This is a genomic window from Methylobacterium sp. GXS13, assembly GCF_001455965.1.
GTDB lineage: Bacteria > Pseudomonadota > Alphaproteobacteria > Rhizobiales > Beijerinckiaceae > Methylobacterium.
In genome coordinates this window covers 1-25,842 of the sequence record NZ_LKKO01000019.1, presented here as the reverse complement: position 1 = coordinate 25,842, position 25,842 = coordinate 1, and the positions used below count along the sequence as shown (strand labels likewise).

General features: G+C 69.6%; 22 protein-coding genes, 1 pseudogene and 1 riboswitch. Of the genes and pseudogenes, 14 read left to right on the top strand and 9 right to left on the bottom strand.

Annotated features, from left to right (window positions below; genetic code table 11):
- Positions 1–4: 4 nt before the first annotated feature.
- Both AO398_RS05725 and AO398_RS29290 read left to right on the top strand, forming a co-directional pair.
- Entirely contained in the window at positions 5–709 is a 705-nt protein-coding gene (locus AO398_RS05725) for a DUF1214 domain-containing protein (RefSeq protein ID WP_058191066.1), read from the top strand.
- Positions 697–1,323, top strand: a complete 627-nt coding sequence (locus tag AO398_RS29290; RefSeq protein ID WP_082643141.1) for a hypothetical protein — start codon at positions 697–699, stop codon at positions 1,321–1,323. Before AO398_RS05725 ends, AO398_RS29290 begins: the two co-directional genes overlap by 13 nt.
- Before the next feature lie 18 nt (positions 1,324–1,341).
- Here AO398_RS29290 and AO398_RS05720 read toward each other — a convergent pair.
- Both AO398_RS05720 and AO398_RS05715 read right to left on the bottom strand, forming a co-directional pair.
- Positions 1,342–2,175, bottom strand: a pseudogene (locus AO398_RS05720) (hypothetical protein); the annotation flags it as partial.
- Between the two features lie 45 nt (positions 2,176–2,220).
- Positions 2,221–2,433, bottom strand: coding sequence for a hypothetical protein (locus tag AO398_RS05715; RefSeq protein ID WP_058191065.1), 213 nt, complete (start codon positions 2,431–2,433; stop codon positions 2,221–2,223).
- Between the two features lie 402 nt (positions 2,434–2,835).
- Here AO398_RS05715 and AO398_RS05710 point away from each other — a divergent pair, with 402 nt between their 5' ends.
- A complete protein-coding gene (locus AO398_RS05710; protein WP_007560002.1) occupies positions 2,836–3,129 on the top strand; it encodes a hypothetical protein in 294 nt (97 codons plus the stop codon).
- A 46-nt stretch (positions 3,130–3,175) separates the two neighbouring features.
- Complete coding sequence (gshB, locus tag AO398_RS05705) at positions 3,176–4,132, top strand: glutathione synthase (RefSeq protein WP_058191064.1); 957 nt, start codon at positions 3,176–3,178, stop codon at positions 4,130–4,132.
- 24 nt (positions 4,133–4,156) lie between these two features.
- Here the strand turns inward: gshB and AO398_RS05700 are convergent, their stop codons facing one another.
- Both AO398_RS05700 and AO398_RS05695 read right to left on the bottom strand, forming a co-directional pair.
- Positions 4,157–5,692, bottom strand: coding sequence for a sodium:proton antiporter (locus AO398_RS05700; RefSeq protein WP_058191063.1), 1,536 nt, complete (start codon positions 5,690–5,692; stop codon positions 4,157–4,159).
- A gap of 46 nt (positions 5,693–5,738) precedes the next feature.
- Positions 5,739–7,190: a carbohydrate porin gene (locus AO398_RS05695; protein ID WP_058191137.1), complete on the bottom strand. Its 1,452-nt coding sequence runs from the start codon at positions 7,188–7,190 to the stop codon at positions 5,739–5,741.
- A gap of 121 nt (positions 7,191–7,311) precedes the next feature.
- On the opposite strand from AO398_RS05695, the gene AO398_RS05690 reads away from it, so the two are divergent.
- The gene (locus tag AO398_RS05690; protein WP_058191062.1) at positions 7,312–8,907 is read left to right on the top strand and encodes a gamma-glutamyltransferase family protein; all 1,596 of its coding nucleotides are present in this window, start codon (positions 7,312–7,314) and stop codon (positions 8,905–8,907) included.
- 12 nt (positions 8,908–8,919) lie between these two features.
- On the opposite strand, the gene AO398_RS05685 is transcribed toward AO398_RS05690, so the two are convergent.
- From AO398_RS05685 to AO398_RS05675, 3 genes are all read right to left on the bottom strand, one after another.
- The gene (locus AO398_RS05685) at positions 8,920–9,777 is read right to left on the bottom strand and encodes a class I SAM-dependent methyltransferase (RefSeq protein WP_058191061.1); all 858 of its coding nucleotides are present in this window, start codon (positions 9,775–9,777) and stop codon (positions 8,920–8,922) included.
- A gap of 12 nt (positions 9,778–9,789) precedes the next feature.
- On the bottom strand, positions 9,790–10,299 hold the full coding sequence (locus tag AO398_RS05680) for an OsmC family protein (protein WP_058191060.1): 510 nt from the start codon (positions 10,297–10,299) through the stop codon (positions 9,790–9,792).
- Positions 10,300–10,377: 78 nt separating this feature from the next.
- Positions 10,378–11,511, bottom strand: a complete 1,134-nt coding sequence (locus AO398_RS05675) for an aminotransferase class I/II-fold pyridoxal phosphate-dependent enzyme (protein ID WP_058191136.1) — start codon at positions 11,509–11,511, stop codon at positions 10,378–10,380.
- 121 nt (positions 11,512–11,632) lie between these two features.
- On the opposite strand from AO398_RS05675, the gene AO398_RS05670 reads away from it, so the two are divergent.
- The 5 genes from AO398_RS05670 to AO398_RS05650 all read left to right on the top strand — a co-directional run bounded on the left by AO398_RS05670 (position 11,633) and on the right by AO398_RS05650 (position 17,876).
- Positions 11,633–12,898 carry an adenosylmethionine--8-amino-7-oxononanoate transaminase gene (locus AO398_RS05670; protein WP_058191059.1) on the top strand — a complete coding sequence of 422 codons (1,266 nt, stop codon included), beginning with the start codon at positions 11,633–11,635 and terminating at the stop codon, positions 12,896–12,898.
- A 132-nt stretch (positions 12,899–13,030) separates the two neighbouring features.
- Positions 13,031–13,420 carry a response regulator gene (locus AO398_RS05665; protein WP_058191058.1) on the top strand — a complete coding sequence of 130 codons (390 nt, stop codon included), beginning with the start codon at positions 13,031–13,033 and terminating at the stop codon, positions 13,418–13,420.
- An 85-nt stretch (positions 13,421–13,505) separates the two neighbouring features.
- On the top strand, positions 13,506–14,135 hold the full coding sequence (locus AO398_RS05660) for a MarR family transcriptional regulator (RefSeq protein WP_152997426.1): 630 nt from the start codon (positions 13,506–13,508) through the stop codon (positions 14,133–14,135).
- Positions 14,136–14,419: 284 nt separating this feature from the next.
- The gene (locus tag AO398_RS05655) at positions 14,420–16,561 is read left to right on the top strand and encodes a TonB-dependent receptor (protein ID WP_058191056.1); all 2,142 of its coding nucleotides are present in this window, start codon (positions 14,420–14,422) and stop codon (positions 16,559–16,561) included.
- A 238-nt stretch (positions 16,562–16,799) separates the two neighbouring features.
- Positions 16,800–17,876: an oxidoreductase gene (locus AO398_RS05650; protein ID WP_058191055.1), complete on the top strand. Its 1,077-nt coding sequence runs from the start codon at positions 16,800–16,802 to the stop codon at positions 17,874–17,876.
- Here the strand turns inward: AO398_RS05650 and AO398_RS05645 are convergent.
- Entirely contained in the window at positions 17,800–19,269 is a 1,470-nt protein-coding gene (locus AO398_RS05645) for a PepSY domain-containing protein (protein ID WP_244498678.1), read from the bottom strand. The genes AO398_RS05650 and AO398_RS05645 overlap by 77 nt on opposite strands.
- A gap of 32 nt (positions 19,270–19,301) precedes the next feature.
- Complete coding sequence (locus AO398_RS05640) at positions 19,302–21,485, bottom strand: TonB-dependent receptor (protein ID WP_058191054.1); 2,184 nt, start codon at positions 21,483–21,485, stop codon at positions 19,302–19,304.
- Between the two features lie 292 nt (positions 21,486–21,777).
- Positions 21,778–21,974: riboswitch (cobalamin riboswitch) on the bottom strand.
- A gap of 436 nt (positions 21,975–22,410) precedes the next feature.
- Between AO398_RS05640 and AO398_RS05635 the strand changes: the two genes are divergently transcribed.
- The 4 genes from AO398_RS05635 to AO398_RS05620 all read left to right on the top strand — a co-directional run bounded on the left by AO398_RS05635 (position 22,411) and on the right by AO398_RS05620 (position 25,642).
- Positions 22,411–22,770, top strand: coding sequence for a HigA family addiction module antitoxin (locus AO398_RS05635; RefSeq protein WP_058191053.1), 360 nt, complete (start codon positions 22,411–22,413; stop codon positions 22,768–22,770).
- A gap of 901 nt (positions 22,771–23,671) precedes the next feature.
- The gene (locus AO398_RS05630) at positions 23,672–24,049 is read left to right on the top strand and encodes a HigA family addiction module antitoxin (protein WP_082643147.1); all 378 of its coding nucleotides are present in this window, start codon (positions 23,672–23,674) and stop codon (positions 24,047–24,049) included.
- A 104-nt stretch (positions 24,050–24,153) separates the two neighbouring features.
- Positions 24,154–24,615 (top strand): NUDIX domain-containing protein, encoded by a 462-nt coding sequence (locus AO398_RS05625; RefSeq protein ID WP_058191052.1) that lies wholly within the window; start codon positions 24,154–24,156, stop codon positions 24,613–24,615.
- Positions 24,616–24,706: 91 nt separating this feature from the next.
- Positions 24,707–25,642, top strand: coding sequence for a cysteine synthase family protein (locus tag AO398_RS05620; protein WP_244498674.1), 936 nt, complete (start codon positions 24,707–24,709; stop codon positions 25,640–25,642).
- Positions 25,643–25,842 lie beyond the last annotated feature (200 nt).

Sequence of the window (25,842 nt, the reverse complement as noted above, 5' to 3'; positions counted from 1 at the left end):
CGCGATGAGGCTCGCGATCCCAGGAAGCCCCGGCCGCAGATCCGCGGCCGGAGATGATCGACCCGCGGCAGAGGTACGCTCCCTCAGCGGTGCCGGGCGGCTCCTCGCGCGTATCTGGCGCAAGAGTTCGGTCGCGGGTCTCGCGGTCTATGCCCTCGCGCTCGGCGGGGTGCTCGGCCTCGCCAGCGCCGATTGGGCGACGCGGGGCGGCTACCCGTTCGGCGGGGTGCAGGTCGGCGCCTGGACGGCGTGGCCTCGCGCTGGCTCGGCGAATGCCGACCCCTATACCCGTGCCGTCAACGCCCGACGCGGCGAGATCCCGCTGGCGGTGGGCGAAGGCTTGCTGCTGACCGCCGCAGTCGACGACCAGGGGCAGGCGCTCGACGCCACCTGTACGTATCGCATCGGCGGCGGGACGCCGCCGGCCCGGGCCTGGACCCTTACGGTCGCCGGTCGCGGCGCCTGCGCGCCCGGCCGGCCGACGGTGCGCGAGGGCTTCACCTCCACGGAGGTGCTGCGCACGGCCGACGGGCGGTTCTCAGTGGTGCTCGCGCCCGAGGTCCAGCCCGGGAACTGGCTGCCGAGCCCCCGGGACAGCGGTCCGGTGCGCCTGGCGCTGCGTCTCTACGATACGCCGGCCGCCGCCAGCGTCGGATCGCTGGATCGGGATTCCGTGCCGGCCATCACCCGCCTGGGATGCGCATCGTGAACCTGCGCTTCGTTTATGCCACGCTGATCGGGCTGGTGCTCGCAGGGATGGTGCACATCGCGGCGGTGCTCGCGATCCCGCGCCTGTCCGAGACGGACGCCGTCTCGCGCGCCCGGACGAGCGAGAACCTGGATCACCCGCAGCCGATCTACACAGTGGCGACCGGCGACGACCCCTCCCCGCCCGAGGCGTGGCTGCCGATCCCCGACCCGGCCGTGGCGGTGGGCGTCTGTGCCTATGATCTCGCCGATGGCCCGATGCGCGTCTCGGCCCGGACAGGGCCGCTGTCGCTGTCATTGGCCGCCCATGCCCGGCGCGGGGCCTTCTACGCGGTGACCGACCAAGCCGCCGTGCGTGGCGCCCTCGACCTCGTGATCCTGACCCGCGCCCAATACGACGAGGCCCTGGCCGACGACGACGAGAACGATCCGAGCCGCGACGTGCGCATCGTCGCGCCGGACACGCGCGGCGTCGTGGTCGTGCGGGTGATCGCCGGCCTGCCGAGTCAGCGGCCGGGCGCCAACGCGGCGGTCCAGGCGGTCTCCTGCACCACCGACACGCCCGCGGACGAGCCTGCCGGCAAGGAGCTCACCGCGAAGCCGGCGGTGCGGTAGCGCCGCATCAGTATTTACGACGAGCGGCGGGGCTTCGGCAACCGGCACGAGGGCGGCTTCGAGGCCGCAGCGTGCCGCGGCATCCGGCGGCAGCAGTGGCACCAGCAGGTTGCGGCGGGCGGCGAGCATGGCCAGAGACCGCTCGGCCGAGACGGATTCCGGAGACGGAGCCTCAGCGAAGAGGTGCTCCAGGGCGAACCGATAGCGCGCAAGCCGCAGGCCGGTCTCGATCCGCACCCAGGCGATCAGGCACCGGTTCTCGGCGACGCGCTGCGCGGCCAGACGGATATCCGCGTCGTCGAGAGTCTTGGCGAAGGGCAGGCTGCGCAGCCGCGCGGCATCCGCATCGATGACCCGCGCTGCCAACGCTACGAAGATCGGGATCAGGCGGCCATCGGCCGTGGCGTCGTCGGCGAGTTGGCGGTAGCGGGATACGGGCGAGCGCGTGGGCTCGGCGGTCAGCACATCATAATAGGCCCCGACCTCGTCGAACCGCCAAGTCGGCGTCGCGTGCGCGCTGGCCAGCCCGAACAGGGCATCCTGGAAGGCCGCGAAGGTGCTGGCCGGCTGCACGAACCGCCAGGCGCGGTCGCGCAGGGCCTGCTCGTCGTCGGTCAGGCCGGAATCCAGGAGCAAGCGGCCCCGTTCACGCACCGAGAAGCTGCCGGTGGTGTCGATCAGGCCATTCCAGACGCCGGTCCGGGGCCGTCCGAAATCGCCGCTTTGGGTGCAGGCAGCGAGCAGCGCCAGGGCCGCTCCGGTGGGCAGAAGAAGAGAAGCCTTGAGGGCGCGGCGCGCGCGCTTGCCTCGGTCATGGATGAGGGGCGGCCGATGGCGGTCCGGGACAGGCATGATCAAACCGTCGGAAACGTCGCGCGGCCGGGCCGGTCGACGTGTTCAGGAAGCGAGGCGCTCGTAGCGCACGCCGAGGAAGAACAAGATTTCGCCGCGCTGCTCCTCCGTACGCGGCAGGCGGCGCGTCCGCCGCGCCTCCTGGCCGGGGAACGGGATCAGGATCGCGGAAGCGTCCGGCCGTGCGTCGTACGTCGCATCGTTGGCGGGCATCGGCGGTCGGAGCGCGCTGGTCACCTGCGGCTTGAATGGGGTCATCGTCTCCGGCTCCTGTCGGCGGCTCGAGCGTCAGTGCCCGGGCCCTGCAGAGGGGGTCGGCAAGGGCTACAGAAACCATTCAGCATGACGTGGTTAACGGAGTCTTGCCGGCCATCCGGCGTATGTGGCGCGCGAATTGCGACGCTGTTTTCGCCCATGGCGGGCGTTTCCTCCCTATGACTGAGGCCTCGTCCGATCGCGGACGAGGCCTTTTTTCGCGTCGGCTCCGTGCGGCCTCTGAGACACACCCGGGCAGGGTGTTGGCGCAGCGTTCCGCGCGGGGAACCCATGCGCAGCTGCGGCGCTTGCCTACCGCCCCGCGCGACCGATATGGCGGACCCAAGCGGACGGGATACCGCCGCATCGAATTTCCGCGCGATCGAGATTTGAGGACACCGCTGAATGCGACTCGTTCCGGAACGCACCTTGCACGCCTACCGTCGGCGCAGCCTCGCCGCTGCGGCACTCGCGCTCGTGACGCTCGCTGCCGGCCCCGCCTACGCCCAGCGCGAGGACCAGGGCCTGCAGCTCGGCTGCGCGAACGACTATTTCCGTCTCTGCGCCGGTGTCGATCCGAACAGCCAGGACGCCGACAAGTGCATGATGCGCAACCGCAAGCGTCTCTCGCCCGAGTGCCGCTCGGCGATCGGCGATTACGACAAGCGGACCGGCAGCAAGTCGCTGTCCGACGATTGAAGACCCGTCCGGTCGAGACACCCGCCGTGTGCGAAGGGCATTTCCGATGGGCTTGACCGTCGCCGTCCAGATGGACCCGATCCAAAATATCCGGATCGCGGGGGACACGACCTTCGCGTTGCTGCTTGAGGCGCAGCGGCGGGGCCATGACCTGATCTATTACACGCCCGACCGGCTCTCGATGCAGGGCCGGCGGGTCACCGCTCGCGTCCAGCGCCTCACCGTACAGGATGTCGAGGGCGCGCATTTCACCCTCACGCCGCCGGAGCGGATCGACCTCGCGGAGGCGGATGTGGTGCTGATGCGCCAGGATCCGCCCTTCGACATGGCCTACATCACGGCCACACACATGCTGCAGCGGATCCACCCGGAGACGCTGGTGGTCAACGATCCCTTCGAGGTGCGCAATGCGCCCGAGAAGCTGTTCGTGCTCGACTTCCCCGAATTGATGCCGCCGACCCTGATCAGCCGCGACAAGGCGGAGATCGAGGCGTTCCGGCTGGAGCACGGCACCGTGGCGATGAAGCCGCTGCACGGGCATGGCGGCGCGGCGGTGTTCAAGGTCACGGAGACGGACCCGAATTTCGGCTCGATGTTCGACCTGTTCGCGACCACCTTCCGGGAGGCCTGGGTGATCCAGCGCTATCTCGACCGGGTGACCGAGGGCGACAAGCGCATCATCCTGGTGGACGGCGTAGCGATGGGCGCGGTCAACCGGGTCCCGGCGGCGAACGACATCCGGTCGAATATGGTCCGCGGCGGGGCGGCCTCTGCGTCGGAGCTGACCGAGCGCGAGCGCGAGATCTGCGCCACGATCGGACCGGAGCTGGCCCGGCGCGGCCTGATCCTGGTGGGGATCGACGTGATCGACGGTCACCTGACCGAGATCAACGTCACTTCCCCCACCGGCATCCGGGCGATCCAGCGGCTCGGCGGTCCCGACTTGTCGGTTGCGGTGTGGGGTGCGATCGAAGGCGTCGTCGCGGCGCGCAAGGGCGTCTGAACACAGGCGTTTGTCGACTGCGCTTTAAGTTTCGGCCTTCGGCGTTGCGTTGAGCTCGGCCCAGTCGAACTCCTCCTCCAGCAGGAAATACGCGTCGTCGCCGATCCGGCCCTGGCGGCGCAGGGTCAACACCGCGTTGCGGGCGGCCTCCACCGAGCGGCGGCGGGCGGCGTCCGAGGGCAGGCTCTCGGGGGCGCGGCCCTCGTCATGGGCCTCGGCCTCCTCGAGCGCGGAGCGGAACTCCGCCCGCAACGAATCGATCGCCGGCTCGTCCCCGGATTCGGACAGGCTCTCGAGGGCGGCCTTGTAGGCGGCGGCCCGCGCCCAGCCGACGTCGCGCCCGACCGGATCGTCATCCTCCAGCTTCAGGTAGGCGAGCAGCGGCCGCAGGGTCAGGCCCTGGACGATCAGTGTCCCGAGCACCGTGAAGAAGGCGGTGAACACCACGAGGTCCCGGTGCGGGAACTCCATCGGCAGCGCCAGGGCGGCCGCGACCGTGACGATGCCGCGCATCCCAGCCCAGGACAAAGCGAGCCCCGGGCCGTACCGCGCCCGTGAGCCCGCCTGACGCAGGCCGAGGCCCTTGAGGCCGGTCGTGGGGAGGACCCAGGCGAGCCGTGTCACCACCACGGTGGCGAAGATCGCGGCGGCCAGGAACGCCGCCTGCCAGGCATCCGCACCGGTCAGCCGGTCCTGGATCGGGTCGATCTGGATGCCGATCAGGATGAAGGCCAGGACATTGAGCACGAACACCGCCGTGTCCCAGACCGCGTAGGAGATCACCCGGGTGCGCGGCGCCGTGATCCCGGGCGCCCGGCGCGCGACCGTGACCGCGAAGGTCACGATGGTCAGCACCCCCGACATCTCCAGCTTTTCGGCCGCGAGCCAGATCCCGAAGGCGGCGACGAACTGCATCACGATGGTGCTCGCCGGATCGGTGACGCGGCGGGTCAGGGCGACGAAGGCGAGGCCGAGGCAGGGGCCGGCCGCCAGGCTCGCCACGACGCCGAGCAGGAAAGCGGGGGCCACCTCGGCCGGATGGAAGCCGTCCGCCATCGCGGCCGCCACCGCCAGCCGGTAGATGATCAGCGAGGCGGCGTCGTTGAGTAGGCTCTCACCGCGCAGGATCGTGGCGAGGCGGTGCGGCATCGGCGCGTGCTTGAGCACCGCCAGCGCCGCCACGGCATCGGGCGGCGCGACCACGGCGCCCAGCACGATGCAGGCCGCGATCGGCATGTCCGGCACGATGAGATGCGCCACGAACGCGACGGCGAGCGTCGTCACCGCCACGGCGCCGACTGCGAGACCGAACACCGCGCGCCAATTGTCCTTCATGTCCCGGATCGAGGCGTCGAAGCCGGCATCGAGCAGGACGGGGGCGAGGAACAGGGCGAGCGCCAGCTCGGGATCGAGCCGCAGGTTCGGCACGCCGGGCACGAAGGCGAGGCCGACGCCGCCCAAGGCCAGGAACGCCGGGTACGGCGCGCCCAGCCGTCGCGCCAACGCAGCCAACAGGACGGCGCCGAACAGGACGCCGACAACCCACTCGAAGATCACCATACTGCGGAAAGAGGGCGGGCACCGCGACCGTTCCAGGGCGCCCGGCTCAGTACTGCACGGTCGCCCGCACCCCGAGCACCGCTGCATTGCGCAGGCGACGCCCGTCCGGGCCAGCCACCCCGGCGCCCGGATGGAACACGTATTGGACGTCGGGCTGCACCGTGAAGCCCGGAACCACGACCGCCTGGTAGGTCGCCTCCAGCACCGTCTCGGCCCGCCGTCTCGGCATCGGGACGCCGGTGTAGAAAATCGTGTCCCGGTCGGCCCGGCGGGCATCGTCGCTGATCCGGGCCTGCGCGAGGCTGATGCCGATCGTGTCGTCGTTTCGACCCTCGAACAGCCCCTTATAGGCGAGGCCGGTATCGAAATAGGACTCGATCAGGCTGGAACGGGTCGGCGAATAGGCCGCGCGTACGAAGAAGCCGAGGCCCTCGTCGTCCTTCCCGGATTCCCGGAACAAGGTCTGGTCGTAGATCGCGTAGAGGCCGGCATTGCCCCGGAGGGGGCGGCCGATCCCCGTAGCATTCGGGTCGGCCAGCGGCACACCGGTGATGTCGAAGCGCAGGCTGTCGAACCGGCCGAAATTCTGCCAGCCGCCCAGCGTGATGTCCCCGGGCAAGCCTTTGGCCCCCGGCTCGATGTTGTACGCGTAGGTCGCCTCGGCGACGATCAGCGCCGGGTCGTTGGTGCGAAAATTCGTGCCGGTGCGGTTGAGCCGCTGCGCCTCCGGATCCTGGCCCGGCCGGTTCGCACCCGCCGGATCGCCGTCATAGAGGCCGACCTGGAGCGAGACGCCGTTGCCCGGCGTATATTTCGCACGGATCGCCGGTGCCGAGAGCGGATAGGCCGGGCCGCCGCTCGGCAGGTCGAGCCCGGTGATCGCCGGCCAGCCGAAGGTGGAGTTCACGAACAGGGTCGCGGTCTGGCTGACGAAGAACTCCGTGTCGGCCGCCTGCTGGCCGATCCGGAGACCGAGCTGCCCGTCCATCAGACTCTGATCGAACCACAGCACGTAGAGCCGGGTCGACGGCAGCGCCTCGATGACGCTCGTGGTCAGCAGGTCGCCGACATAGTAGCGCGACAGGCCGGTGCCGTGGATGAAATAGGCGTTGGCGTGGATGGTCGCGCCCTCCCAGCCTGCCAGCCGGTCGAGATCGAGATTGAGCCGCAGATTCAGGCGATCCTCGACGATCGCCCCCTGACGGATTCCGCCGGTCGGGTTGCCGAGCAGATCGGCGACATAGGTCAGACTGTATTCGATGCCGCGGGCCTTCAGCCCGGGGCGGATGCGCAAGGGATCGCCGAGCGGGCCCAGGGACGGCTCGATCGACCGGACGTAGCCGCCGGACGCCTGACTGGTGCTCTCCGGCTGCGCGACCGAGATGCGCGGATCGGCCCCCGCGCCCTCGTATACGGTCCGTACCCGCTGCTGCGCCGCGGCCGGGGCCGCAGTCAGGGTGAGGCCGATGGCCAACCGAGGCCAAATCTTGAACGACATCGGCCGCTTCCGCGCGACGGGCATCGGCCTTCCTAGCATGGCATAGCCCTGGCGAGCGGCGGGACCTTGCAGCGGCCGCACACTTGCCTAACGCTGCGACCGGAACACCACAGGATCGTCGATGCCCGAGACCCCCGTCTTTTCCGACAGCGCCGTCGCCGCCCCTCACCATCTCGCCGCCTCGGCCGGCCGGACCGTGCTGGCGCAGGGGGGCAACGCCATCGAGGCGATGGTGGCGATGGCGGCCTCGATCGCCGTGGTCTACCCGCATATGAACAGCATCGGCGGCGACGGCTTCTGGTTGGTGCGCGAGCGCGGTGGGCGGGTGCGCGGCATCGAGGCCTGCGGACCGGCCGGGCGCCTCGCTACGATCCAGCGCTACCGCGAGAAGGGCTACGACACGATCCCGTCGCGGGGCCCCGACGCCATGGTGACGGTGGCCGGTGCGGTCGGCGGCTGGGAGCTCGCGCTGGCGTTGTCCAAGGCGCTCGGCGGCCGCCTTCCCTTGGATGTGCTGCTTGCCGACGCGATCACCCAGGCCCGCGACGGCGTGCCGGTCTCAGCCAGCGAGGAGCGCTACAAGCCGCAGCCGGGCGACACCCTGTACGAGGCTCCGAACTTCGCCGCGACCTTCCTCAAGGACGGCAAGCCCTATCGGGCCGGCGAGATTCGCAAGCTGTCGGCCCTCGCGGCGACCCTGGAGCAGCTCGCCCATGCCGGGCTCGACGATTTCTACCGGGGTGATGTCGCGCACGAGATCGGCGCCGATCTGGAGCGCCTCGGCGCGCCGGTGACCCGGGCCGACCTCAAGGCCTATCAGGCGGCCGAGCGCAGGCCGCTGGCCCTGCGCCGGCGCGACGCCACCCTGTTCAACTTCCCGCCTCCGACCCAGGGGCTCGCGGCGCTGATCATCCTGGGCCTGTTCGACCGGCTGACCATCGCAGCCCCGGAGAGCGTGGCGCATTATCACGGGCTGATCGAGGCGACGAAGCGCGCCTTCGCGATCCGCGACCGGGTGGTGACCGATTTCGGCCGCCTGCGCCACGACCTGGACGACTTCCTCGCCCCCGCGTTCCTCGCCACGGAAGCCGCCCGCATCGACATGAAGCGGGCCGCCTCGGTCCCGCTGCGCGATTCCCCGGGCGACACGGTCTGGATGGGGGCGATCGACCGCGACGGGCTGGCGGTCTCCTACATCCAGTCGGTCTACTGGGAATACGGCTCCGGGGTGGTTCTGCCGCGCACCGGGATCGACTGGCTCAACCGCGGCGTCTCGTTCTCCCTCGACCCGTCCGCCGTGAACCCGCTGGAGCCGGGGCGGCGTCCGTTCCACACCCTGATCCCGGCGCTGGCCTGCTTCGACGACGGCCGGGTGATGGCCTACGGCGCGATGGGCGGCGACGGCCAGCCGCAATTCCAGGCACAGATCTTCTGCCGCTACGCCGATTACGGTTTTTCCGTCGCCGGCGCGGTGGAGGCGCCGCGGCTACTCTACGGCCGGACCTGGGGCGCGCCGTCGCTCAGCGTGAAGGTCGAGGACCGGTTCGACCCGGCGATCCTGTCTGCGCTGGAGCGCATGGGCCACCAGATCGAGCCGGTCGGTGTGCCCTACAGCGACACGCTGGGCCATGCCGGTATGCTGGTGCGCCGGGCCCGGGACGGGCGGATCGAGGCGATGCACGACCCGCGCTCCGACGGCGGGGCGCTGGGGTTCTGAAGTCGCTCTGCGCTAGCGAGCCTGGACCAGCCAGCAGGCGGCGCGCAGGCGAACGGAGCCGCCGGTCGCGAGCGGGCGCAGGGCGGCGGTGACCGCAGTCGCGGCCCGGGCGCGCAGATCGGGTTCGGCCTCGCGTACGAGATGCGCGGTCGGCCCGAGATTGAGCGCCACATGGGCGGCGGCCTCGGCGGCCTTCGCATCGGTGTCGGCTCGGCCGCGCTCCACGTCCCGGTCGATCGCGTCGCAAGTCACGGTGCCGAAGCCCGCACCGCGCAGCAATGCGACCAGCGGGTCCGCTGCGGCGAAGCGGAACGGGCCGGGCGTATCCGATGGCGGCGGCTGCGGGATCTCGGGCAGCAGCGGGACCACCGCCTCGCGGGGAACCGTCACCCAGTGATTCTCCGCCAGAGCACGCCAGCACAGGAACGTCAGCTGGCCCTCCGGGTGCAGCATCCGGCGGATGTTGGCGAAGGCGCGGGCCGAATCCGGGAAGAACATCACGCCGAACCGCGACAGGGCCTGCCCATAGGTCCCGAGATCCGCGCTCTCGACATCCGCTTCGACGAACCGGATCGGCGCAGCCCCGGCCGCCTCCGCCTCGGCGCGGCCCCGGGCGACCGCGAGCAGCGGTACCGAGATGTCCGCACCGGTCACGGCCCCCTCCGGACCGACCCTGCGGGCGGCCTCCAGGGTCGTGGCGCCGGAACCGCAGCCGATATCGAGCACGGACTCGCCGGTGCGCAGCGCCGCGCGGGCGAACAGAGCCTCGGTCAGCGGTGCGAACACCGCATCGAGAACTGTCTGGTTGCGGGCCCAACGGGTCCCGACCTCGCCGTTCCAGTACTCGGCCTGGGTGATGCCGCCGGCCATGGCCGTCCTCCTTCAGGCCGTCGTGGCGGCGACCGACAATTCGGGCTTGTGGTTCAGGGTCTGGAACACGACGCAGTAACGCTCGGTCAGCTTGAGCAACTGCGCGAGCTTGTCCTCCGGCGCGTCCGTATCCAGCGCGAAGAACAGACGGATGCTGCGGAAGCCCACCGGCGCCTCCTTGTCGACGCCGAGGGTTCCGCGAAAGTCGAGATCGCCCTCGGCGCTCACCGTGCCGGAGCGCAGCGGGATCTCCAGCGCCGTCGCCACCGCCTTCAGGGTCACGCCGGCGCAGGCGACGAGGGCTTCGAGCAGCATGTCGCCGGAGCACAATTCCAGTCCGGATCCGCCGGTGGCCGGGTGCAGCCCGGCTCCAGCGATGGCGCGGCCGGTCTCGACCTTGCAGGCGATCTTGGTGTCGTCCAGCGTACCCCGGGCCGTCAGGGTGACGACCGCCGAATCCGGGGCCGAGCGATACTGGTCCTTGATCGGAGCCTGAAGGGCTCGCAATGCGCTGGCGTCCATCGGGCGTCGTCCTCTCGGTTGCTCTGGTCCGGGCTCCTCTTGGGCGGGAGCGTCGGCGACGAGGTATAGGGTCGGCGCTCAGGGACGGGAACCGCGACCCGTCAGCGCCGCCACCGCGTCGGCAAGGGCATCGACCTGCGCCTCGGCGTGGGCGGCCGAGAAGGCCACGCGCAGCCGGGCAGACCCGGCCGGTACGGTCGGCGGCCGGATCGCCACCACCAGGAAGCCTTCAGCCTCCAGGGCCCCGTAGATGTCGAGCGCCGTCTGCGCGTCGCCGACCAGGACCGGCACCACGGCGCTCTCGGCCTCCGGCAGGCCCAGGCGGGCCGTGAACCGCCGGGCGAGGGCTAGCGGCCGGGCGCGGCGCGCCGGCTCCGCCTCCAGGATCGCCAGCGCTTCGAGGGCCGCGGCAGCCGAGGCCGGCGGCAGGCCGGTGGTGTAGACGAAGCTCCGGGCGCGGCTGGTCATCAGGTCGATCACTGGCCGCGACGCGCAGAGATAGCCGCCATAGGAGCCGAGCGCCTTCGACAGGGTGCCCATCTCGAGCGGCGCCCGCGGCCCGTCCTCGACCACGCCGATCCCGTGAGCATCGTCCACCAGGGTCCAGGCGTCGAACTGGTCCGCGACGCCCAGGATGTCGCCCAGCGGCGCCCGGTCGCCGTCCATGCTGAACACCCGCTCGGTCAGGACCAGGGCGCGGGCATGGTGCGGGCGGTGCTCCGCGAGCGTCATTGCCAGATCGCCCGGTTCGTTGTGGCGGAAGGTAAGGATCTTGGCGCCCGACAGCCGCGCCCCGGCCCACATGCAGGAATGGGACAGCTCGTCCAGCACCACGAGGTCGCCGCGCCCGGCCAGCGCCGGGGTGATCCCGAGATTGGCGAGATAGCCGCTGCCGAAGACCAGGGCACCCTCGGTGCCCTTGTGCCGCGCCAGCAGATTCTCCAGCGCCCCGAGCACCGGATGGTCGCCGGTGACCAGCCGCGACCCGCCCGCCCCGGCCCCGTAGGCCGCGACCGCGTCCCGCGCGGCGGCGATTACCCGCGGGTGATGCGACAGGCCGAGATAATCGTTGCACGAGAACGAGACGAGCGCCCGGCCCCGGCGTACAGCCGCGGCTTCGGCGCCCCGCTCGGTGGGCGTCAGCCGCCGCCGCAGGCTGCCGGCCTCCAGGGCGTCGAGTTTGGTGCGGGCAAAGGCGTCGAGGCTGTCCATCGGATGGGTGATGGGGCCGCGGGCGCGGCGGCCGGGGAGGTGGGGCCGATCGGCTGCCATCGCGCTGAGCGCGAGCTGAGCTCCGCTTGACCGCCCCCGCCCCACCGCCCATCCCTCCGCCATGACGTCCGACCTATCCCGAAAAAACCTGTGGCGGCCCTACACGCAGATGCGGCTGGCGCCGCCGCCCCTGGAGGCGGTGGCGACGCACAGCAGCCGTATCGTGCTGGCCGATGGCCGTGAGCTGGTGGACGGGATCGCCTCCTGGTGGACGGCGGTGCATGGCTACAACCACCCGCATATTGCCCAAGCCGTGGCGAATCAGCTGGCGCGGATGCCGCACGTGATGTTCGGCGGCCTGACCCATGCCCCGGCCGAGCGGCTGGCGGCGCGGCTCGCCGCCTTGTTGCCGGGGGATCTCGACCACGTCTTCTTCACCGATTCGGGCTCTGTCGCCGTCGAGGTCGCGCTGAAGATGGCCGCCCAGATGTGGCTCAATCGCGGGGTGAGCGGCCGGACCAGGGTGCTGGCCTTCCGGGGCGGCTACCACGGCGACACGATGGGGGCGATGTCCGTCTGCGACCCCGAGGAGGGCATGCATCGCCGCTTCGGAGCCTACCTGCCGAGCCAGATTTTTTGTGACCTGCCGCGCAGCCCGGCCGAGGACGGGGTGCGCGACTCGACTCTCGCGGCCCACCGCGAGACGTTGGCCGCCGTGATCGTCGAGCCCCTCGTCCAGGGCGCGGGCGGCATGCTGATTCACCCGCCGGAAGTGCTGGCGACGATCGCGCGCCTCGCCCGCCGTCACGGCCTGCCGCTGATCGCCGACGAGATCTTCACCGGGTTCGGTCGCACCGGCAGCTTGTTCGCCTGCGAGCAGGCCGGGATCGTGCCGGACATCCTCTGCCTGTCGAAGGCGCTCACCGGCGGCACCATGGCGCTGGCTGCGACCGTCGCCCGGACGGAGGTGTTCGAGGCGTTCTGGTCCGAGGATCCGGCTGCCGCGCTGATGCACGGCCCGACCTTCATGGCCAATCCGCTCGCCTGCGCGGCTGCCAATGCCAGCCTCGATCTGTTCGAGACCGAGCCGCGCCTCGATCAGGCCCGAGCCATCGCGCGCCGTCTCGCGGACGGGCTGGCCAGCCTGAAAACCCTGCCCGGGGTGGCGGATGTGCGCGTGCTCGGCGCCATCGGGGCGGTGCAGTTCGCCCGCACACCCGACCTCGCCGCCCTCAAGGCGGCCTTCCTCGATCGGGGCGTCTGGGTGCGGCCGTTCGGCGACATCGCTTATCTCACTCCCGCCCTGACCATCCCGGCGGCGGATCTCGATCGCCTGATCGAGTCCGTCATCGCCGTCGTCCCCGGGCAGGCCGCGGCTCTGTCCTGAGCGCCGCGGCTACACGATCGCGCGAGCCGCCGCTGCCTCGGCCTGCAACCCGGAACCGTTTCTGCCGTTGGGCTCACGCTGACATCGCGTGCGGCGGCCCGTGCGGCCGGACGCTGCCGGAGGGAGTACACAGTGGCGAGCGAGCAGACGGTTTCGGGCGGCGATCGGCCGGTGATCCTCCTCGTCGAGGACGAGGCGCTGACGATCATGGACCTCGGGGACGTGCTGGAGGATGGTGGCTACGACACGGTGCAATGTGCCTCCGCCGAGCGGGCGCTCAGCATCCTCCAGGCACGTCCGGATATCTGCGGGCTGGTGACGGACGTGCAGCTTTCGGGAAAGACCGACGGCTTCGACTTGGCGAGCGCGGTGGCCGAGGCTCGGCCGCAATTGCCGATTCTGATCGTGTCAGGGCGGGCGGCCCCCGATCCGGCGCGGATGCCGTCCCATGCCGACTTTATCGCCCGGCCCTGCACCGGCGAGGACATTCTGGACCGTCTCAAGCGCCTGATGCAGTGCTGAACGCGCAGCCTTGTCGGCCCCCGTCATCGCAGCGTCACCCACCCGCGCCACAGGATCCCGGGCGGCCGTGTGACGGGGATGGATCGTGCAGCTTCAGGATGGTCCGGCGGCCGCCGGCATAGATGCGGGCGCTCCAGTGGGCGACAAGCAGAAACGCGATCGTGAGATCAAGGACGCGGGCGCGTCGGAGGGATCCGCCAAGAAGATGCGGCCGCCCGGCGTGCGCAGCGTGGGCTGGGCGCTGGTGCAGGCCGCGCGCCTACACCGAGCCCGCACCGGCGACCGGCTCGCCAAGCTCGGCTTGTTCGCCGGGCAAGAGCAGGTGGTGCAGGCCCTGGCCGCGGCGGGGACCATGACGATGGGCGACCTCGCCGCGCTCCTGCGGGTGCGGCCCTCGCCCGCCTCGAAGACGGTGACCCGGCTCGCAGCCCTCGGCATCGTCGAGCGTAGGGCCGAATCGGGTGACGGGCGGGTGGTGCGGGTGCAACTCACCGAATCTGGACTCGCCAAGGCCGAGGCGATCGAGCGGATCCAGGAGGAGGTCGAGGCGGAACTCCTCGACCATCTCGACAAGACCGACCGACGCCGCCTGCGCAAGCTCTTGCGCAAGGCCGCCCGCGGTCTCGCCGAGGCGGCCGGTGCCTCCGGCCCGGTCTCAGAGGTCGATGCCGAGATCGAGGCGGAAGAGGACGAGGCCGAGGCGATCGCGGTCTGACGCGGTCCGTCCTTGCGCGCAGCGTAGCGTGCCGGGCCGCATGCGATCTCCGATGACGGCGTCTTCCGAGGTTGCTACGCCGCGCGCGCGACGACGGCCTGCAGATGAAGGAACGCCTTCGAACGGGCGTTGAGCGCCTGGTCGCGCACCAACATCACGCTGCATCCGCGTCGATGTTGCAACGATGTAACGTTGCCCTCTTTCCCGCTCCAATTCCATGGTCGGCCCTTGCGCCCCATCATCGTGGCACGCGAATGAAACGATATAACACTGTGTGAGCTCCGATGACCCCGTCTCCTCGCCTCGCGTTCCTGGCCGGCACGATCCTGTCGGCGCCCCTCGGCGCCGGCCTGTTCACCGCTCCGGCGCATGCGCAGCAATCCGTGGCCCTCGACGAGATCAGCGTCACCAGTCCCAGCCCGATCCAGGCATCCCGGCCCGCTCTCGGCCCCGCCACCTCGGTCCAGACCGGCATCCTGCCGGTGGCGACCAACACGTTCTCGCCCGTCACCGTGGTGACCCAGGACCAGATCGCCCGCGACCAGCCCCGGACCCTGGGAGACGCCCTGTTCGACCGGCCGGGGATCTCAGCCACCACCTACGCGCCGGGGGCGGCCTCGCGGCCGATCATCCGCGGCCTCGACAATGCCCGGGTGCGCATCCAGGAGAACGGTATCGTCAACGGTGGCGTCTCGGATCTCGGCGAGGACCACGCGGTCCCGGTGAACCCGCTGGTCGCCGACCGGATCGAGGTGATCCGCGGGCCCGCGACCCTGCGCTACGGTTCCGGCGCCATCGGTGGCGTGGTCTCGGCCGACAACAACCGGGTGCCGACCTTCATCCCGGCGAACGGCGTGCAGGGGCAGGTCACCACCGGCTTCTCCAGCGTCGACAACGGCCGGCTCGGCGCCGCCACGGTGGATGCCGGGGCCGACGGCATCGCGGTCCATGCCGACGGGTTCAAGACTGCCAACGACAGCTACGCGATCCCGGGCGGGATCCAGCGCAACTCCTACAACGAATCGCAAGGCGGCGCGGTCGGCATCTCGGCGATCGGCGACCGTGGCTTCGTCGGCATCTCGTTCAGCCACTACGACGCGATCTACGCGATCCCGGGCGGCGTCGCCGAGCAGGACCGCACCCGCCTGACCCCGAACCAGGACCGGGTGCTGTCGCGGGGCGAATACCGGCCGCTGGACGGCCCCTTCGAGGTGATCCGCTACTGGGCGGGCTACTCGGTCTACCGCCACAACGAGGTCGGCATCGGCGAGGATGGGATCGAGGGCATCCAGGCGATCTTCAAGAACCGCGAGGCGGAGGGGCGGCTGGAACTCCAGCACGTCCCGGTCGACACCGCGTTCGGCCGGCTCACCGGCGCGCTTGGCTTCCAGTCGGACCGGCGGGTGATCAACACCCAGCTCGAATCGTTCCTGCCCAAGACCGAGTCCCGCGCCAACGCGGTCTACCTGTTCGAGGAGCTGGAACTGCGCCCCGGCACGCGGCTGCAGGCGGCGGGCCGCTACGAAGTCGACCGGCTGTCGAGCACGGCCGCGCAATTCCCCGCCGACTACGCCCCGGTCGACGGACAGGATCCGTTCCAATACGCCCGGACGCGGCGCTTCGCCCCGAAGAGCGCCAGCATCGGCGCCCTCCAGGATCTGCCCTACGGCTTCGTGGCGAGCCTCAACGGTTCCTATGTCGAGCGCGGTCCCACCGGCTACGAGCTGTTCTCGCAGGGGCCGCACGATGCCACCGCGACGTTCGAGATCGGCAATCCGGACCTGAAGAAGGAGCGCGCCCGCACCGTGGAGGCCAGCATCCGGCGGGCCGAGGGCCCGCTACGGCTCGACGCCACCGGGTATTACACGCGCTATACCGGCTTCATCTATCGCAACTTCACCGGGTTGGTCTGCGACGACGACTTCGCCTCCTGCGGCAGCGGTACCGAGAACCGGCAGATCGTCTACCAGCAGCAGAACGCCACCTTCTACGGCGCCGAGATCATCGGCCAGTATGACGTCCTGCCGGTCGGCAACGGCTTTGCCGGCGTCGAGGCCCAGTTCGATTTCGTGCGCGCCCAGTTCGACAACGGCACCAACGTGCCGCGCATCCCGCCCTACCGGCTGGGCGGCGGCGTCTACCTGCGGGCGGATGGCTGGTTCGCCCGGGTGAACCTGCTCCACGCCTTCGATCACCAGGCGACCGCCCTGTTCGAGACGCCGACCCCTGGTTACAACGACCTGCGCGCCGAGCTGAGCTACACCAAGGTTGTCGATCCAGCGATCTATGGGGCGAGTGCGATCACCTTGGGCGTTCAGGGCCGGAACCTGCTCGACGACGATATCCGCAACTCGACCTCGTTCAAGAAGGACGAGATTTTGTTGCCGGGCCGGAACGTGCGGCTGTTCCTGACCGCGCGGTTTTAGGGACGGGCCTGGGCGGCGGACGCGCCGGATACTGTTCTCATGCGCCGGCCTGTGCGCCCCTCCGTCATTGCGAGCGCAGCGAAGCAACCCAGTGCGGCGCCAGCCTCGAAGATGTCGTGCTGCCCTGGGTCACTTCGCTTCGCTCGTGATGACGGAGAAGGGCAGCGGAGGCGGTGAACACCGACGCTCACGCCGCTATAGTCACGCCGCCCCGATGGCCGGGCCGGACGGCACCCGAATGGCGAGCGCACCTGCACGGATCCGTGTCGGCCTGATCGGCTACGGCTATGCCGGCAGGACCTTCCACGCCCCGCTGATCCGGGCGGTTCCGGCGCTCGACCTTCGGGTGGTCGCCTCAAGCGACCCCGCCAAGGTTTGGGCCGACCTGCCCGGCCTGGCCGTCCTCACCGATCCCGCGACGGTCGCCACTTCGGAGGATGTCGACCTCGTGGTGATCGCATCCCCCAACGACACGCATGCGCCGCTGGCCCAAATCGCCCTGGAGGCGGGCAAGCACATCGTCGTCGACAAGCCCTTCACCCTCGACCTCGCCGAGGCGCGCGGGCTCGTCGCGCTGACGCGGCGCCAGGGCCGGATGCTGTCCGTCTTCCACAACCGGCGCTGGGACAGCGACTATCTGAGTGTCCGGCGGGCCATCGCCGAGGGCGTCATCGGCAAGGTCCGGCATTTCGAATCGCATTTCGACCGGTTCCGCCCGCAGGTCCGTGACCGATGGCGGGAGGGCGCCGGGCCCGGCGGCGGCATCTGGTACGATCTCGGCCCGCACCTCGTGGATCAGGCGCTCCAGCTGTTCGGGCTGCCCGACCGGGTGACGGCCAATCTGGCGCGGCTGCGCCCCGGCGCCCTGTCCGACGATTGGGCGCACGTCGTGCTGGAGTATCGGGACCTGCGCGTGGTCCTGCAGGCCAGCATGCTGGTCGCCGGCGGATCGTCCCGCTTCGTCGTCCACGGCGAGGCCGGCAGCCTCATCAAGGAGCGGAGCGACATCCAGGAGCAGCAGCTCTTGGCCGGCATGGCTCCGGGGGCGCCGGGATGGGGCGAGGACCCGGACGGGATCGCCATCCACGACGGGAGCGGAGCCGTGGCACATGCGCCTGCGGTGGTCGGGGACCAGCGGCGCTACTATGCGGATCTGGCTCGACAGCTTGTCCAAGGCGTAGTCGAGTCGTCGGCGGCTCTGGAATCGCTTCAGGTGATGGCTTGCCTGGAGGCGGCCCTCATCGCGGCACGGACCGGGACGTCGGTTGCACTGACGCTGACGCCGGGTGAGCAGGACGCCTCGGGCTGCGGCTGAGGCGCCGCCAACCCGCGACGATCCCGGTGACCGCGATTCCGGCGGCAAGCAGGTTCAGGAGCCATTGCGCCGCCGCGCGCAGGGTCGGTCGGCCGGTCAGGACCGGAAGATCGAGGCGGTGGGGCGCGTCGAACAGCCAGCGGTTGATGCGGCCGGAATGGTCGAGCCGCTGCAGGATGGTGCCGTCGCGCGGGTCGATATGGAGCCAGGTGGCGGCCGGGTCGTCGAAGCGCAGACGCAGGATCGGGAGGGGCCGCGGGTCCGTCCCGTGCGGATACCAATAGGTGTCGTAGGCGGCCAGATGCTGGGTCGCCCGCAGGCGTCCGTCGGGGATCGCGGCGGCGGCGGCGGCCGCGAGGGTGGCTGTATCGGGAAAAGAGCTGCCGTCCGCCACGACGGGGCGTGGACCGTCCGCTGCGTCGGCAAAGACCCACCAGCGGCCACCGATGACGGTGAAGCGCACGGATCGGGTTTCCGGTCCGGCGCGATCGCGGATCTGATGGATTGCCACGCCGAGCGGTCCGGGCGTTCCGGCATAGGCCGCGCGCAGCCCGGAAGGCGGCGCGCTCGACGCGAACCAGCGGTTCGGATTCATGGAGATCCAGCCGCTCAGGATGAACGCCCCGAGCCCCAGCCCGCCCGCGAGGCCGAACAGGTGGTGCCAGCGTGCCAGCCCGCGATAGGGCGTCACGGCGCCCCCGGCGTAGCGGCGGCGCAGGCGCAGGCGCCAGATCCCGATGGCGAGGCCGCTGAGCGCCGCGGGGGCGGCGAAGCCCGAGAGCCACAGCAGCACCGTGCGCCACAGCTCCGCCCGGGCACGCAAAGGCGTCAGGTAGATCCAGTGCGGCACCGAGCCGAGCCAGTTCCAGGCACGCTCGGACCGTGTCGTGTCGAGCGCGATCTCGCCGGTGACCTGCGAGACGTAGAGCTCGGTCCCCGCAGGATCGCCGAGGGCGACCTTGTGGAACGGCCGCAGCGGGTCGTAGCGGGCGGTGACGGTCCACTGGTCCCGCTCGACCGGCTCGACGCGGGCGCCCGGCCGGTCGCCGGCGGCAAGCCGCAGGGCCGCCTCCGCGTCGACCGGGCCGAGCCGCGTGCCATTCCGGCCCGAGACCGTCGCCGGCGCGCCGTCGCGCCCGATGATGCGGTAGATCGGCTCGTCGCCGCGCATCTCCAGGGCGAACGCGGCCGGCACGCCCGCGACGCCGCCGGCCGCGAGCGCCGCATCCGGCGAAACACCGACCTGATCCCAGGCGATCGGCGCCAGGTGCGCGAGGCGCTCAGGCGGCGTGAGCGCCGGGAACGGCACGTAGAGCATCACCAGCCCGGAGCCGATCCACAGGGCGAAGAACAGGCCCGTGGCGATCCCGGCCCAGCGGTGGAACAGGAGCATCCAGCGCCGGGCCGCCTTGCCGATCCAGCGCCTCACCACGTCACCGTGTAGGCGACTTCCACGGAGCGCGGCCGGCCCAGCAGCCAGTTGGTGCCGACGCCGTTCACGGCATTGCCGCTGATCGCGTAGACCTTGTCGAACAGGTTGTAGACCCGCAGGCTCAAGCGCGAATCCACGGTCACCTGATGGTCGAGCACGAGGTTGACGAGGTTGTAGGCCGGGCGCCGGGCCGTGTTGGAGAAGTCGCTGTAGACTTGGCCCACGTTCTGGAGCCCCACGCGCGCCGTCCAGTCCCGCGAAAAATCCCAGGTCAGCCAAAGATTGGCGACCCGCTCGGGCACGTCGATCGGCTGGTTGCCGGCATACGAGACGGTGGCGCCGTTCACGTTCTGGTCGAAGGCATCGTACTGCGCGTGCAGCAGCGCGAGGTTGCCGTCGAGCCGCCAGCCCGGGCTGAACTGCCAGCCCAGCGCCAGCTCGAAGCCCTGCGAGGATTGGCTCCCCACCTGGGTCGACAGCGTCGGCTGGCCCGGCACCGCCGAGATCAGATTGTCCTTGACGATCCGGTAGCCGGCCACCGTCCATTCGAGCGCGCCGTCGAAGGCGAGCCCCTTGGCGCCGATCTCGACCTGCGTGCCGGTGGCCAACTGAAAGTTGGAGAGCGACTGCGTCAGCGTGATGAGACTGTTCACCGGGTCGGTGGCGAAGCTGTACTGCGCGTAGAGCGCACTGTCCGGCGTCGGGTTGTAGACAAGGCCGAACCGGTAGCCGAGCGCCTGATAGGTCTTCTCGAACTGCGTGCCCGCCTGCAGATCCTGCCGATGGAGCGTCGGCACGTCGAGCCGCACCCCTGTGAGGAACGAGAGTTTTTCCGACAGGATCACCCGGTCCTCGGCGAAGACCGACGCTTGGCTGGTCTGCGTGGCGTAGGCCGGCCGCGCCCGACCGTTCTGCGGGAAGTAGCCCGGATCGTAGCCGGTCAGCGGCACGCTGGTGGTCTGGTCGAAATAGAAATTGTTCGTGTGGCGGAAGTCGATGTGGTTCACGTCGAACCCGACCGCGAACGCGTTCGGCAGGCCGAACAGGCTGCCCTTGAAGCTGGCGTCCAGGCGATTCCCGACCTGTTCCTGGCTGTGATAGATCTCGAGATAATCGCCGCGGTCGACCAGTCCGGTACCGCGATTGTAGATATACTGCTCGGTATCGAGCCAGTGGCGCCGGCTGGTGAGCCGGTACGCGGTGTTGCGCACGATGATGTCGGCCGAAGGCGTCCACTCGGTCTTGAACTGGGTCCAGTTATCCGCCCAGGTGATCTTCGCGTCGCGGACGTTGTAGTTGTTGAACCGGATCAGGTCCGGGATCCTGCCCTCGACCAGGGGCGTGCCCCAGTAGCGCGCCGGTTCCTGGTAGCCGAGATCGTGGCTCGCCGTGAAGGTGAGGTCCGGGCTCGGCTGGAACAGGAGGGCGGCCGAGACCGCGAGGTTGCGGAAATCGCCCTCCGGCCGGATCCAGCCGTCCGCGCGGTTGCCGCTGACGTTCAGGCGATACGCGAAGGTCTCGCCGAATTCCTCCCGGCCGAGCGCCCCGCCCGAATCCAGCGCGAGCCGGGCGACCCCGTCGGTGCCGATGACCGCGCGCGCCACGTTGATCGGCACGAAGACCGGCTTCTTGGGCACGACGTTGATCACGCCGCCGATGGCGCCGTCGCCGTAGAGCACCGAGGACGGCCCGCGCAGCACCTCGATGCGCTCGACGTTCCAGGTGTCGAACGGGAACGTGACCGTGTTGGCGCCGACATAGAAGCGGGTGCCGTCGTAGAGCTGCTGGATCGAGTTCGGCCCCGCGAAGCCGCGGGAGGTGAACGCGCCGTTGCGGGCGCCGGGCGCCGCGATCGTGGTGATGCCGGTGGCATCCTGGGTCACGGCCTCGGCGATCGTGTCCTGGCCGCGCAGCCGTGCGGTCTCGCCGGACACGATGTCGACGCTCGCGGGCGTCTCCAGCGGTGTCAGGCCGAGCCGGCTCGCGGTCCGGTCGGGGGTACGCAGGTTCAGCCCGATCGGGGCGGCCCGGGTTAGGCTGACGCCGCCCTCCCCCTCGACGGAGAGCTGGTCGAGGGCGACGACATCCTGGGCCCCGGCCTGGCTCGCCAGCACGGTGAGCAGGGCGCCGCAGAACGGCACGCTCCAGCTGTAGAGCGGTTGTTTTGATAGGGACATGGTTAGAGACGGTCCATGCGCGGCGGCAACCGGCCCGGACGCTCTACAAGCAATGTAATAACATTACAATTACTGTTGCGTGCCGCCATCCGCTCCGCCGGGGCGCAGTGGCCCGGGTGGTGGATCGGTCCGCGCGAAGGCGCAGCCGGGATCGGCACGACAAGAGAGAGCATCGGGAACCGGAACGCGGGCGCGCTTGCTGTGGCACGTCACCGCGAACGAAGCCTCGCCGACCGCGCTCGCGCAACGACCGTCTCGACACCCGCCAGGACACCCCGCCCAGCGCGTTTCGCGTGTGACCACGGCTGACGGCAGGTCTCCTGGCTCACGGGTCGCCGCCCTCGCACCGTCTTCCCGGGCCGAGGCCCAGTGACGTGGTGGTGAAGGGCTCGCCGCTCACAGTTGCGGGGACAGCCGCGGTTTCGGGAAAAGACCCCTCACCGCGTTCCCTTTTGATCCCCAAAGGGAACCGTCACTGTATAGCTTGGCTGTAGACCAGTTGAACGTCAAGCGTGTGGATATCTGGTCCGGCGAGCGGACCGCGCGCGGGATCGCGAAGGCTTCCGGTAGTCCGGCATCAGCGGGAGGATCGCTTTGCAGGACGCTCCAAGTCTTGCGTATCGCACGGCCAAATAGACCATGGATTTGGTATTCTGCGATCAAATGCCGCCGTATTCAGGGAGATATGGCAATTAATCTGCGGAATAATACACTAATTCTGCCGAAATCGACGAATAATGGTGTGATAACGCCAAAGCGTATGCCTAACGCATGCAAAATACGGCTGCGGAACTTTTTGTGATCTGCAACGTAAGCACGATAGCCTTCGTGAAGAATGATGAACGAAGGTCGTATCTTCCAAAAATAACGGACTTCGATCCGGATTGTATCCTGTCGAAGTTCAATATCCAGGAAGGAGTTCGTAATGAGAACGCATTATGTTTTGGAGAACCCCGGCCATCCTGGCGGGTTCGTCCGTCGTAATATCCTCGAGCCACGCAATCTGACCGTCATGTCCGCGGCCAGCCAGTTGGGCATAACGCGCCAGACTCTGTCCGACTTCCTCAATGAGACGTCGCCTCTCACCGGCGAGCTGGCGCTGCGTATCGAGACAGCCTTCGGGTGCCGCATGGAAACCCTGATGGAGATGCAGACCCGCTTCGATATCGCCCGCGCTCGGAAGCGCGAGCGGCAGATCGCGAGCGAGCTTGCGGCGCGGATTCAGGTTCAGGCTCCGACCCGACGGCCTCTGGCCATCGTCAAGCGCCTCTACGCGTTCGGGTGAGGCCGGTTCGCGGTGACCGAACGTCGGGGATGCCGCATCGGGACCAGAGCGGCGGAGCGACGAGGGGTCTCGTCCCTCCGCCGCTGCCGTTCGTCCTCTGCCATGTGGTTCGGCGCGAATGCCGGGCCTTATCGCGCCTGAGACGTGCCAGGGTTCAGTCGGACCCGGTGACATTCGATCCCTGTCCTGGCCCCATGACGGCCGTGCCGAGGCGGATGGTATCCCCGGGCGCGACGCGGGATGAAGGCGCATCGGCCCGGGGCGGATCGGATGGCCGGCACGTCGTCGCGTAGCCGCCGCGCTGCCCGGGTAACCTGTCCCGGCCCGCCCCGCCGTGATCGGGCGAGAAACGACTCGTCGGCTGCCGACGCGCGGAAAGCTGCGGTTCCGAGAAAACCGTCCCGGTGCTTCCTGCCGATGCCGGGCCAGGGATGCCAAGTGGAGCAGATATCGCCGCGCGATACCGTTGGTTGTTACGGACTGAAGCGGGCCGGCATTCTTCGTCGACGGACGGCGTCGCGTGCACACGATCCTATTGTTGTCTCGGCGACGATAGTTGTATCGATCGCCTGATGATCAACACATATGCACAAATCTCGATGTATATTACGACTTTTTTCAGAATAAAATCAATATTACCAAGAAAAATCGCCGTTAATGGCGAAGATTGACGGCCGGCAAATCGGTTGATATGGGCGTTATGTCTTGATTGCCGGACAATACAGTTTCTGTACCGGCAAAATTAAACAGATCATGGCTGGCTAAGCTAATCGTTTGGTTCCGATCACGCGGGCGGAGCGCTGCTTGCGCGCGTGTGGAGCGACAGGTCTGCCGCTGCGGCGATCGGTCGACCTGAACGCCGTTGCGACGTTGACTCGATCCGTTGGTGAAGGAGACCCAGGTGAACGTTGTCCATCAAGCGACAAGTCCGTGCCATCCCGGTTTGTTCGTCCGCCGCAAGGTCTTCGAGCCGCGCAACCTGACGATCATGGAGGCGGCCGGCCTTCTGGGTGTCACGCGTCACGTGCTCTCGGACTTTCTGACCGAGAAGACCGGTTTGACGGCCGACTTGGCCTTTCAGATCGAGAAGGCGTTCGGATACAGCATGGAAATGCTGATGGAGATGCAGAAGCAGTTCGACATCGCCGCAGTCCGCAGGCGCGAGCGAAACGTGCGGAACGACTCGGTCGCCACGGCCTGGTCCCAGGTCGCCGCGACACGGCTCCATGTTGCCCAGACACGGGCTCAGGTGCCGGACCGTAAGCACGCCTTCGCGTAACGTTCCGGCGCTGCGGATCGCGGCCGGGCATCCGATCCGCCGGAAGCCGCGGCGCCGGCATTCCGGGCCGTTGTCGGTTTGCGAGCCGCGCACTACCAGACGGCATGCATGTCTGGCGCCCCCCTCCGGAAATCCGCGTGAAGGCGCTGGGCTTGCCCTGGCGGGGCCGTCGGCTGCTGGTCGCCGAAGTCTATACCGACGCCGGACGCCTCAAGGGCGTGCGGCCGCTCGGGGGCAGCGTGGCCTTCGGCGAGCGGGCGGAGCAGGCGCTCCTGCGGGAATTCGAGGAGGAGCTGGGGCTCACCGTGCGGATTCTCGATCCGCCGTTCATCATGGAGAATCTGTACGTGCATGAGGGCAGCCCCGGGCACGAGGTGCTGTTCCTGTTCCCCGTCGCCCTGCCGCCCGGCCCGCTCGATACGCTCGAGTCTGTCGTCTTCCACGAGGATTCCGGCGCGCCCTGCGTGGCCCGCTGGTATGACCTCGAGGATCTCGATCGCGACGGCGGGCCTGAGCTTTTTCCGGTCGGGCTCAAGGCGCGGCTGCTGGCCGGGGGCGGCCCGTAGCCTCGGACGCGTCGGACTACAGTGACGTGAAGCCCCAGCCGCCCGCTGCTAAGCTGTCCGCGTCGGAATCATCCCCGCCGAGTCGACGTCCTTGCAATCGACCATCACCGCATCCGCGCTCGATCTCATCGGCGGCACACCCCTGATCGCCCTCGACCGCGCCTATCCCGGACCGGGCCGCATTCTGGCGAAGGCCGAGTTCATGCAGCCCGGGGGGAGCGTGAAGGACAGGGCGGCCCGCGCCATCCTGCTCGCCGCCCGAGCGGATGGGCGTCTCGCCCCGGGGGCTCCGGTGGTCGAGATGACCAGTGGCAATATGGGGGCCGGCCTCGCCGTGGCCTGCGCGGCTCTCGGGCATCCGCTGGTCGTCACCCTGTCGGCGGGGAACAGCCCGCAGCGGGCGCGGATGCTCGAAGCCCTCGGGGCGGAGGTCGTCTCGGTGCCGCAGGTCGATGGGGTGCCGGGGCAGGTGACGGGTGCCGATGTCGCGGCCGCAGCCGAAGAAGCGGGGCGCCTCGCCCGGGAACGCGGCGGTTTTTACGTCGATCAGTTCCACGCTCTGGAGGGCGTCGGGATCCATCGGGCCACGACCGGCCCGGAGATCTGGGCGCAATCTGGGAACTGCGTTGACGCCTGGGTCGCTTCCGTGGGGACGGGCGCGACCTTCCTGGGCGTCGCCGCGGCGCTCCGGGTGCGGAACCCACACGTGGTCTGCGCGGCGGTGGAGCCCGACGGCTGCCGGCCCCTCGCGGGCGAGCCCGTCACCAAGCCGCGCCATGTCCTGCAGGGGACGGGCTACGGCAGCGTGCCGCCGCACTGGGATGCCGAACTCTTGGATCTCGCCCTCTCCGTGACCGATGACGAGGCCGTGCACTGGCGCCGGCTGCTGGCGACGCGGGAGGGCCTGCATGTCGGCTACTCGGCCGCCGCCAATGTCTGCGCGGCCGCGGCTCTGCTCGCCTCCGGCCGCCTGCCGGCCGTCGCGGTTGCCGTGACGGTGCTGTGCGACACCGGGCTCAAGTACTGAGGGTTGTGGGGTCGGCCATCCCCGCCTTTGCCGCTGCGCCCCCGCGATGCTAGAGCCGGGCGACCCCATCGGTCCGGGTCCTCGGCGACGCCGCGGCCGATGCGCCCGGACGTTCCGTCCGAAGCGGAGACGGGTGCTGGCGGAATCATGACGACACGACCACCCCCACGCGGCGGCTCGAAGGGGCGCAAGCCCCCCGC

Coding starts and splice junctions, on each gene's coding strand:
- AO398_RS05685 (WP_058191061.1), bottom strand. CDS start 9,777: ATGGCCGGCGGCATCACCCAGGCCGAGTACTGGAACGGCGAGGTCGGG.
- AO398_RS05640 (WP_058191054.1), bottom strand. CDS start 21,485: ATGTCCCTATCAAAACAACCGCTCTACAGCTGGAGCGTGCCGTTCTGC.
- AO398_RS05635 (WP_058191053.1), top strand. CDS start 22,411: ATGAGAACGCATTATGTTTTGGAGAACCCCGGCCATCCTGGCGGGTTC.
- AO398_RS05725 (WP_058191066.1), top strand. CDS start 5: ATGAGGCTCGCGATCCCAGGAAGCCCCGGCCGCAGATCCGCGGCCGGA.
- AO398_RS05625 (WP_058191052.1), top strand. CDS start 24,154: ATGCATGTCTGGCGCCCCCCTCCGGAAATCCGCGTGAAGGCGCTGGGC.
- gshB (WP_058191064.1), top strand. CDS start 3,176: ATGGGCTTGACCGTCGCCGTCCAGATGGACCCGATCCAAAATATCCGG.
- AO398_RS05670 (WP_058191059.1), top strand. CDS start 11,633: ATGACGTCCGACCTATCCCGAAAAAACCTGTGGCGGCCCTACACGCAG.
- AO398_RS05700 (WP_058191063.1), bottom strand. CDS start 5,692: ATGGTGATCTTCGAGTGGGTTGTCGGCGTCCTGTTCGGCGCCGTCCTG.
- AO398_RS05710 (WP_007560002.1), top strand. CDS start 2,836: ATGCGACTCGTTCCGGAACGCACCTTGCACGCCTACCGTCGGCGCAGC.
- AO398_RS05655 (WP_058191056.1), top strand. CDS start 14,420: ATGACCCCGTCTCCTCGCCTCGCGTTCCTGGCCGGCACGATCCTGTCG.
- AO398_RS05645 (WP_244498678.1), bottom strand. CDS start 19,269: ATGCTCCTGTTCCACCGCTGGGCCGGGATCGCCACGGGCCTGTTCTTC.
- AO398_RS05675 (WP_058191136.1), bottom strand. CDS start 11,511: ATGGACAGCCTCGACGCCTTTGCCCGCACCAAACTCGACGCCCTGGAG.
- AO398_RS05695 (WP_058191137.1), bottom strand. CDS start 7,190: ATGTCGTTCAAGATTTGGCCTCGGTTGGCCATCGGCCTCACCCTGACT.
- AO398_RS05690 (WP_058191062.1), top strand. CDS start 7,312: ATGCCCGAGACCCCCGTCTTTTCCGACAGCGCCGTCGCCGCCCCTCAC.
- AO398_RS05650 (WP_058191055.1), top strand. CDS start 16,800: ATGGCGAGCGCACCTGCACGGATCCGTGTCGGCCTGATCGGCTACGGC.
- AO398_RS29290 (WP_082643141.1), top strand. CDS start 697: ATGCGCATCGTGAACCTGCGCTTCGTTTATGCCACGCTGATCGGGCTG.
- AO398_RS05680 (WP_058191060.1), bottom strand. CDS start 10,299: ATGGACGCCAGCGCATTGCGAGCCCTTCAGGCTCCGATCAAGGACCAG.
- AO398_RS05715 (WP_058191065.1), bottom strand. CDS start 2,433: ATGACCCCATTCAAGCCGCAGGTGACCAGCGCGCTCCGACCGCCGATG.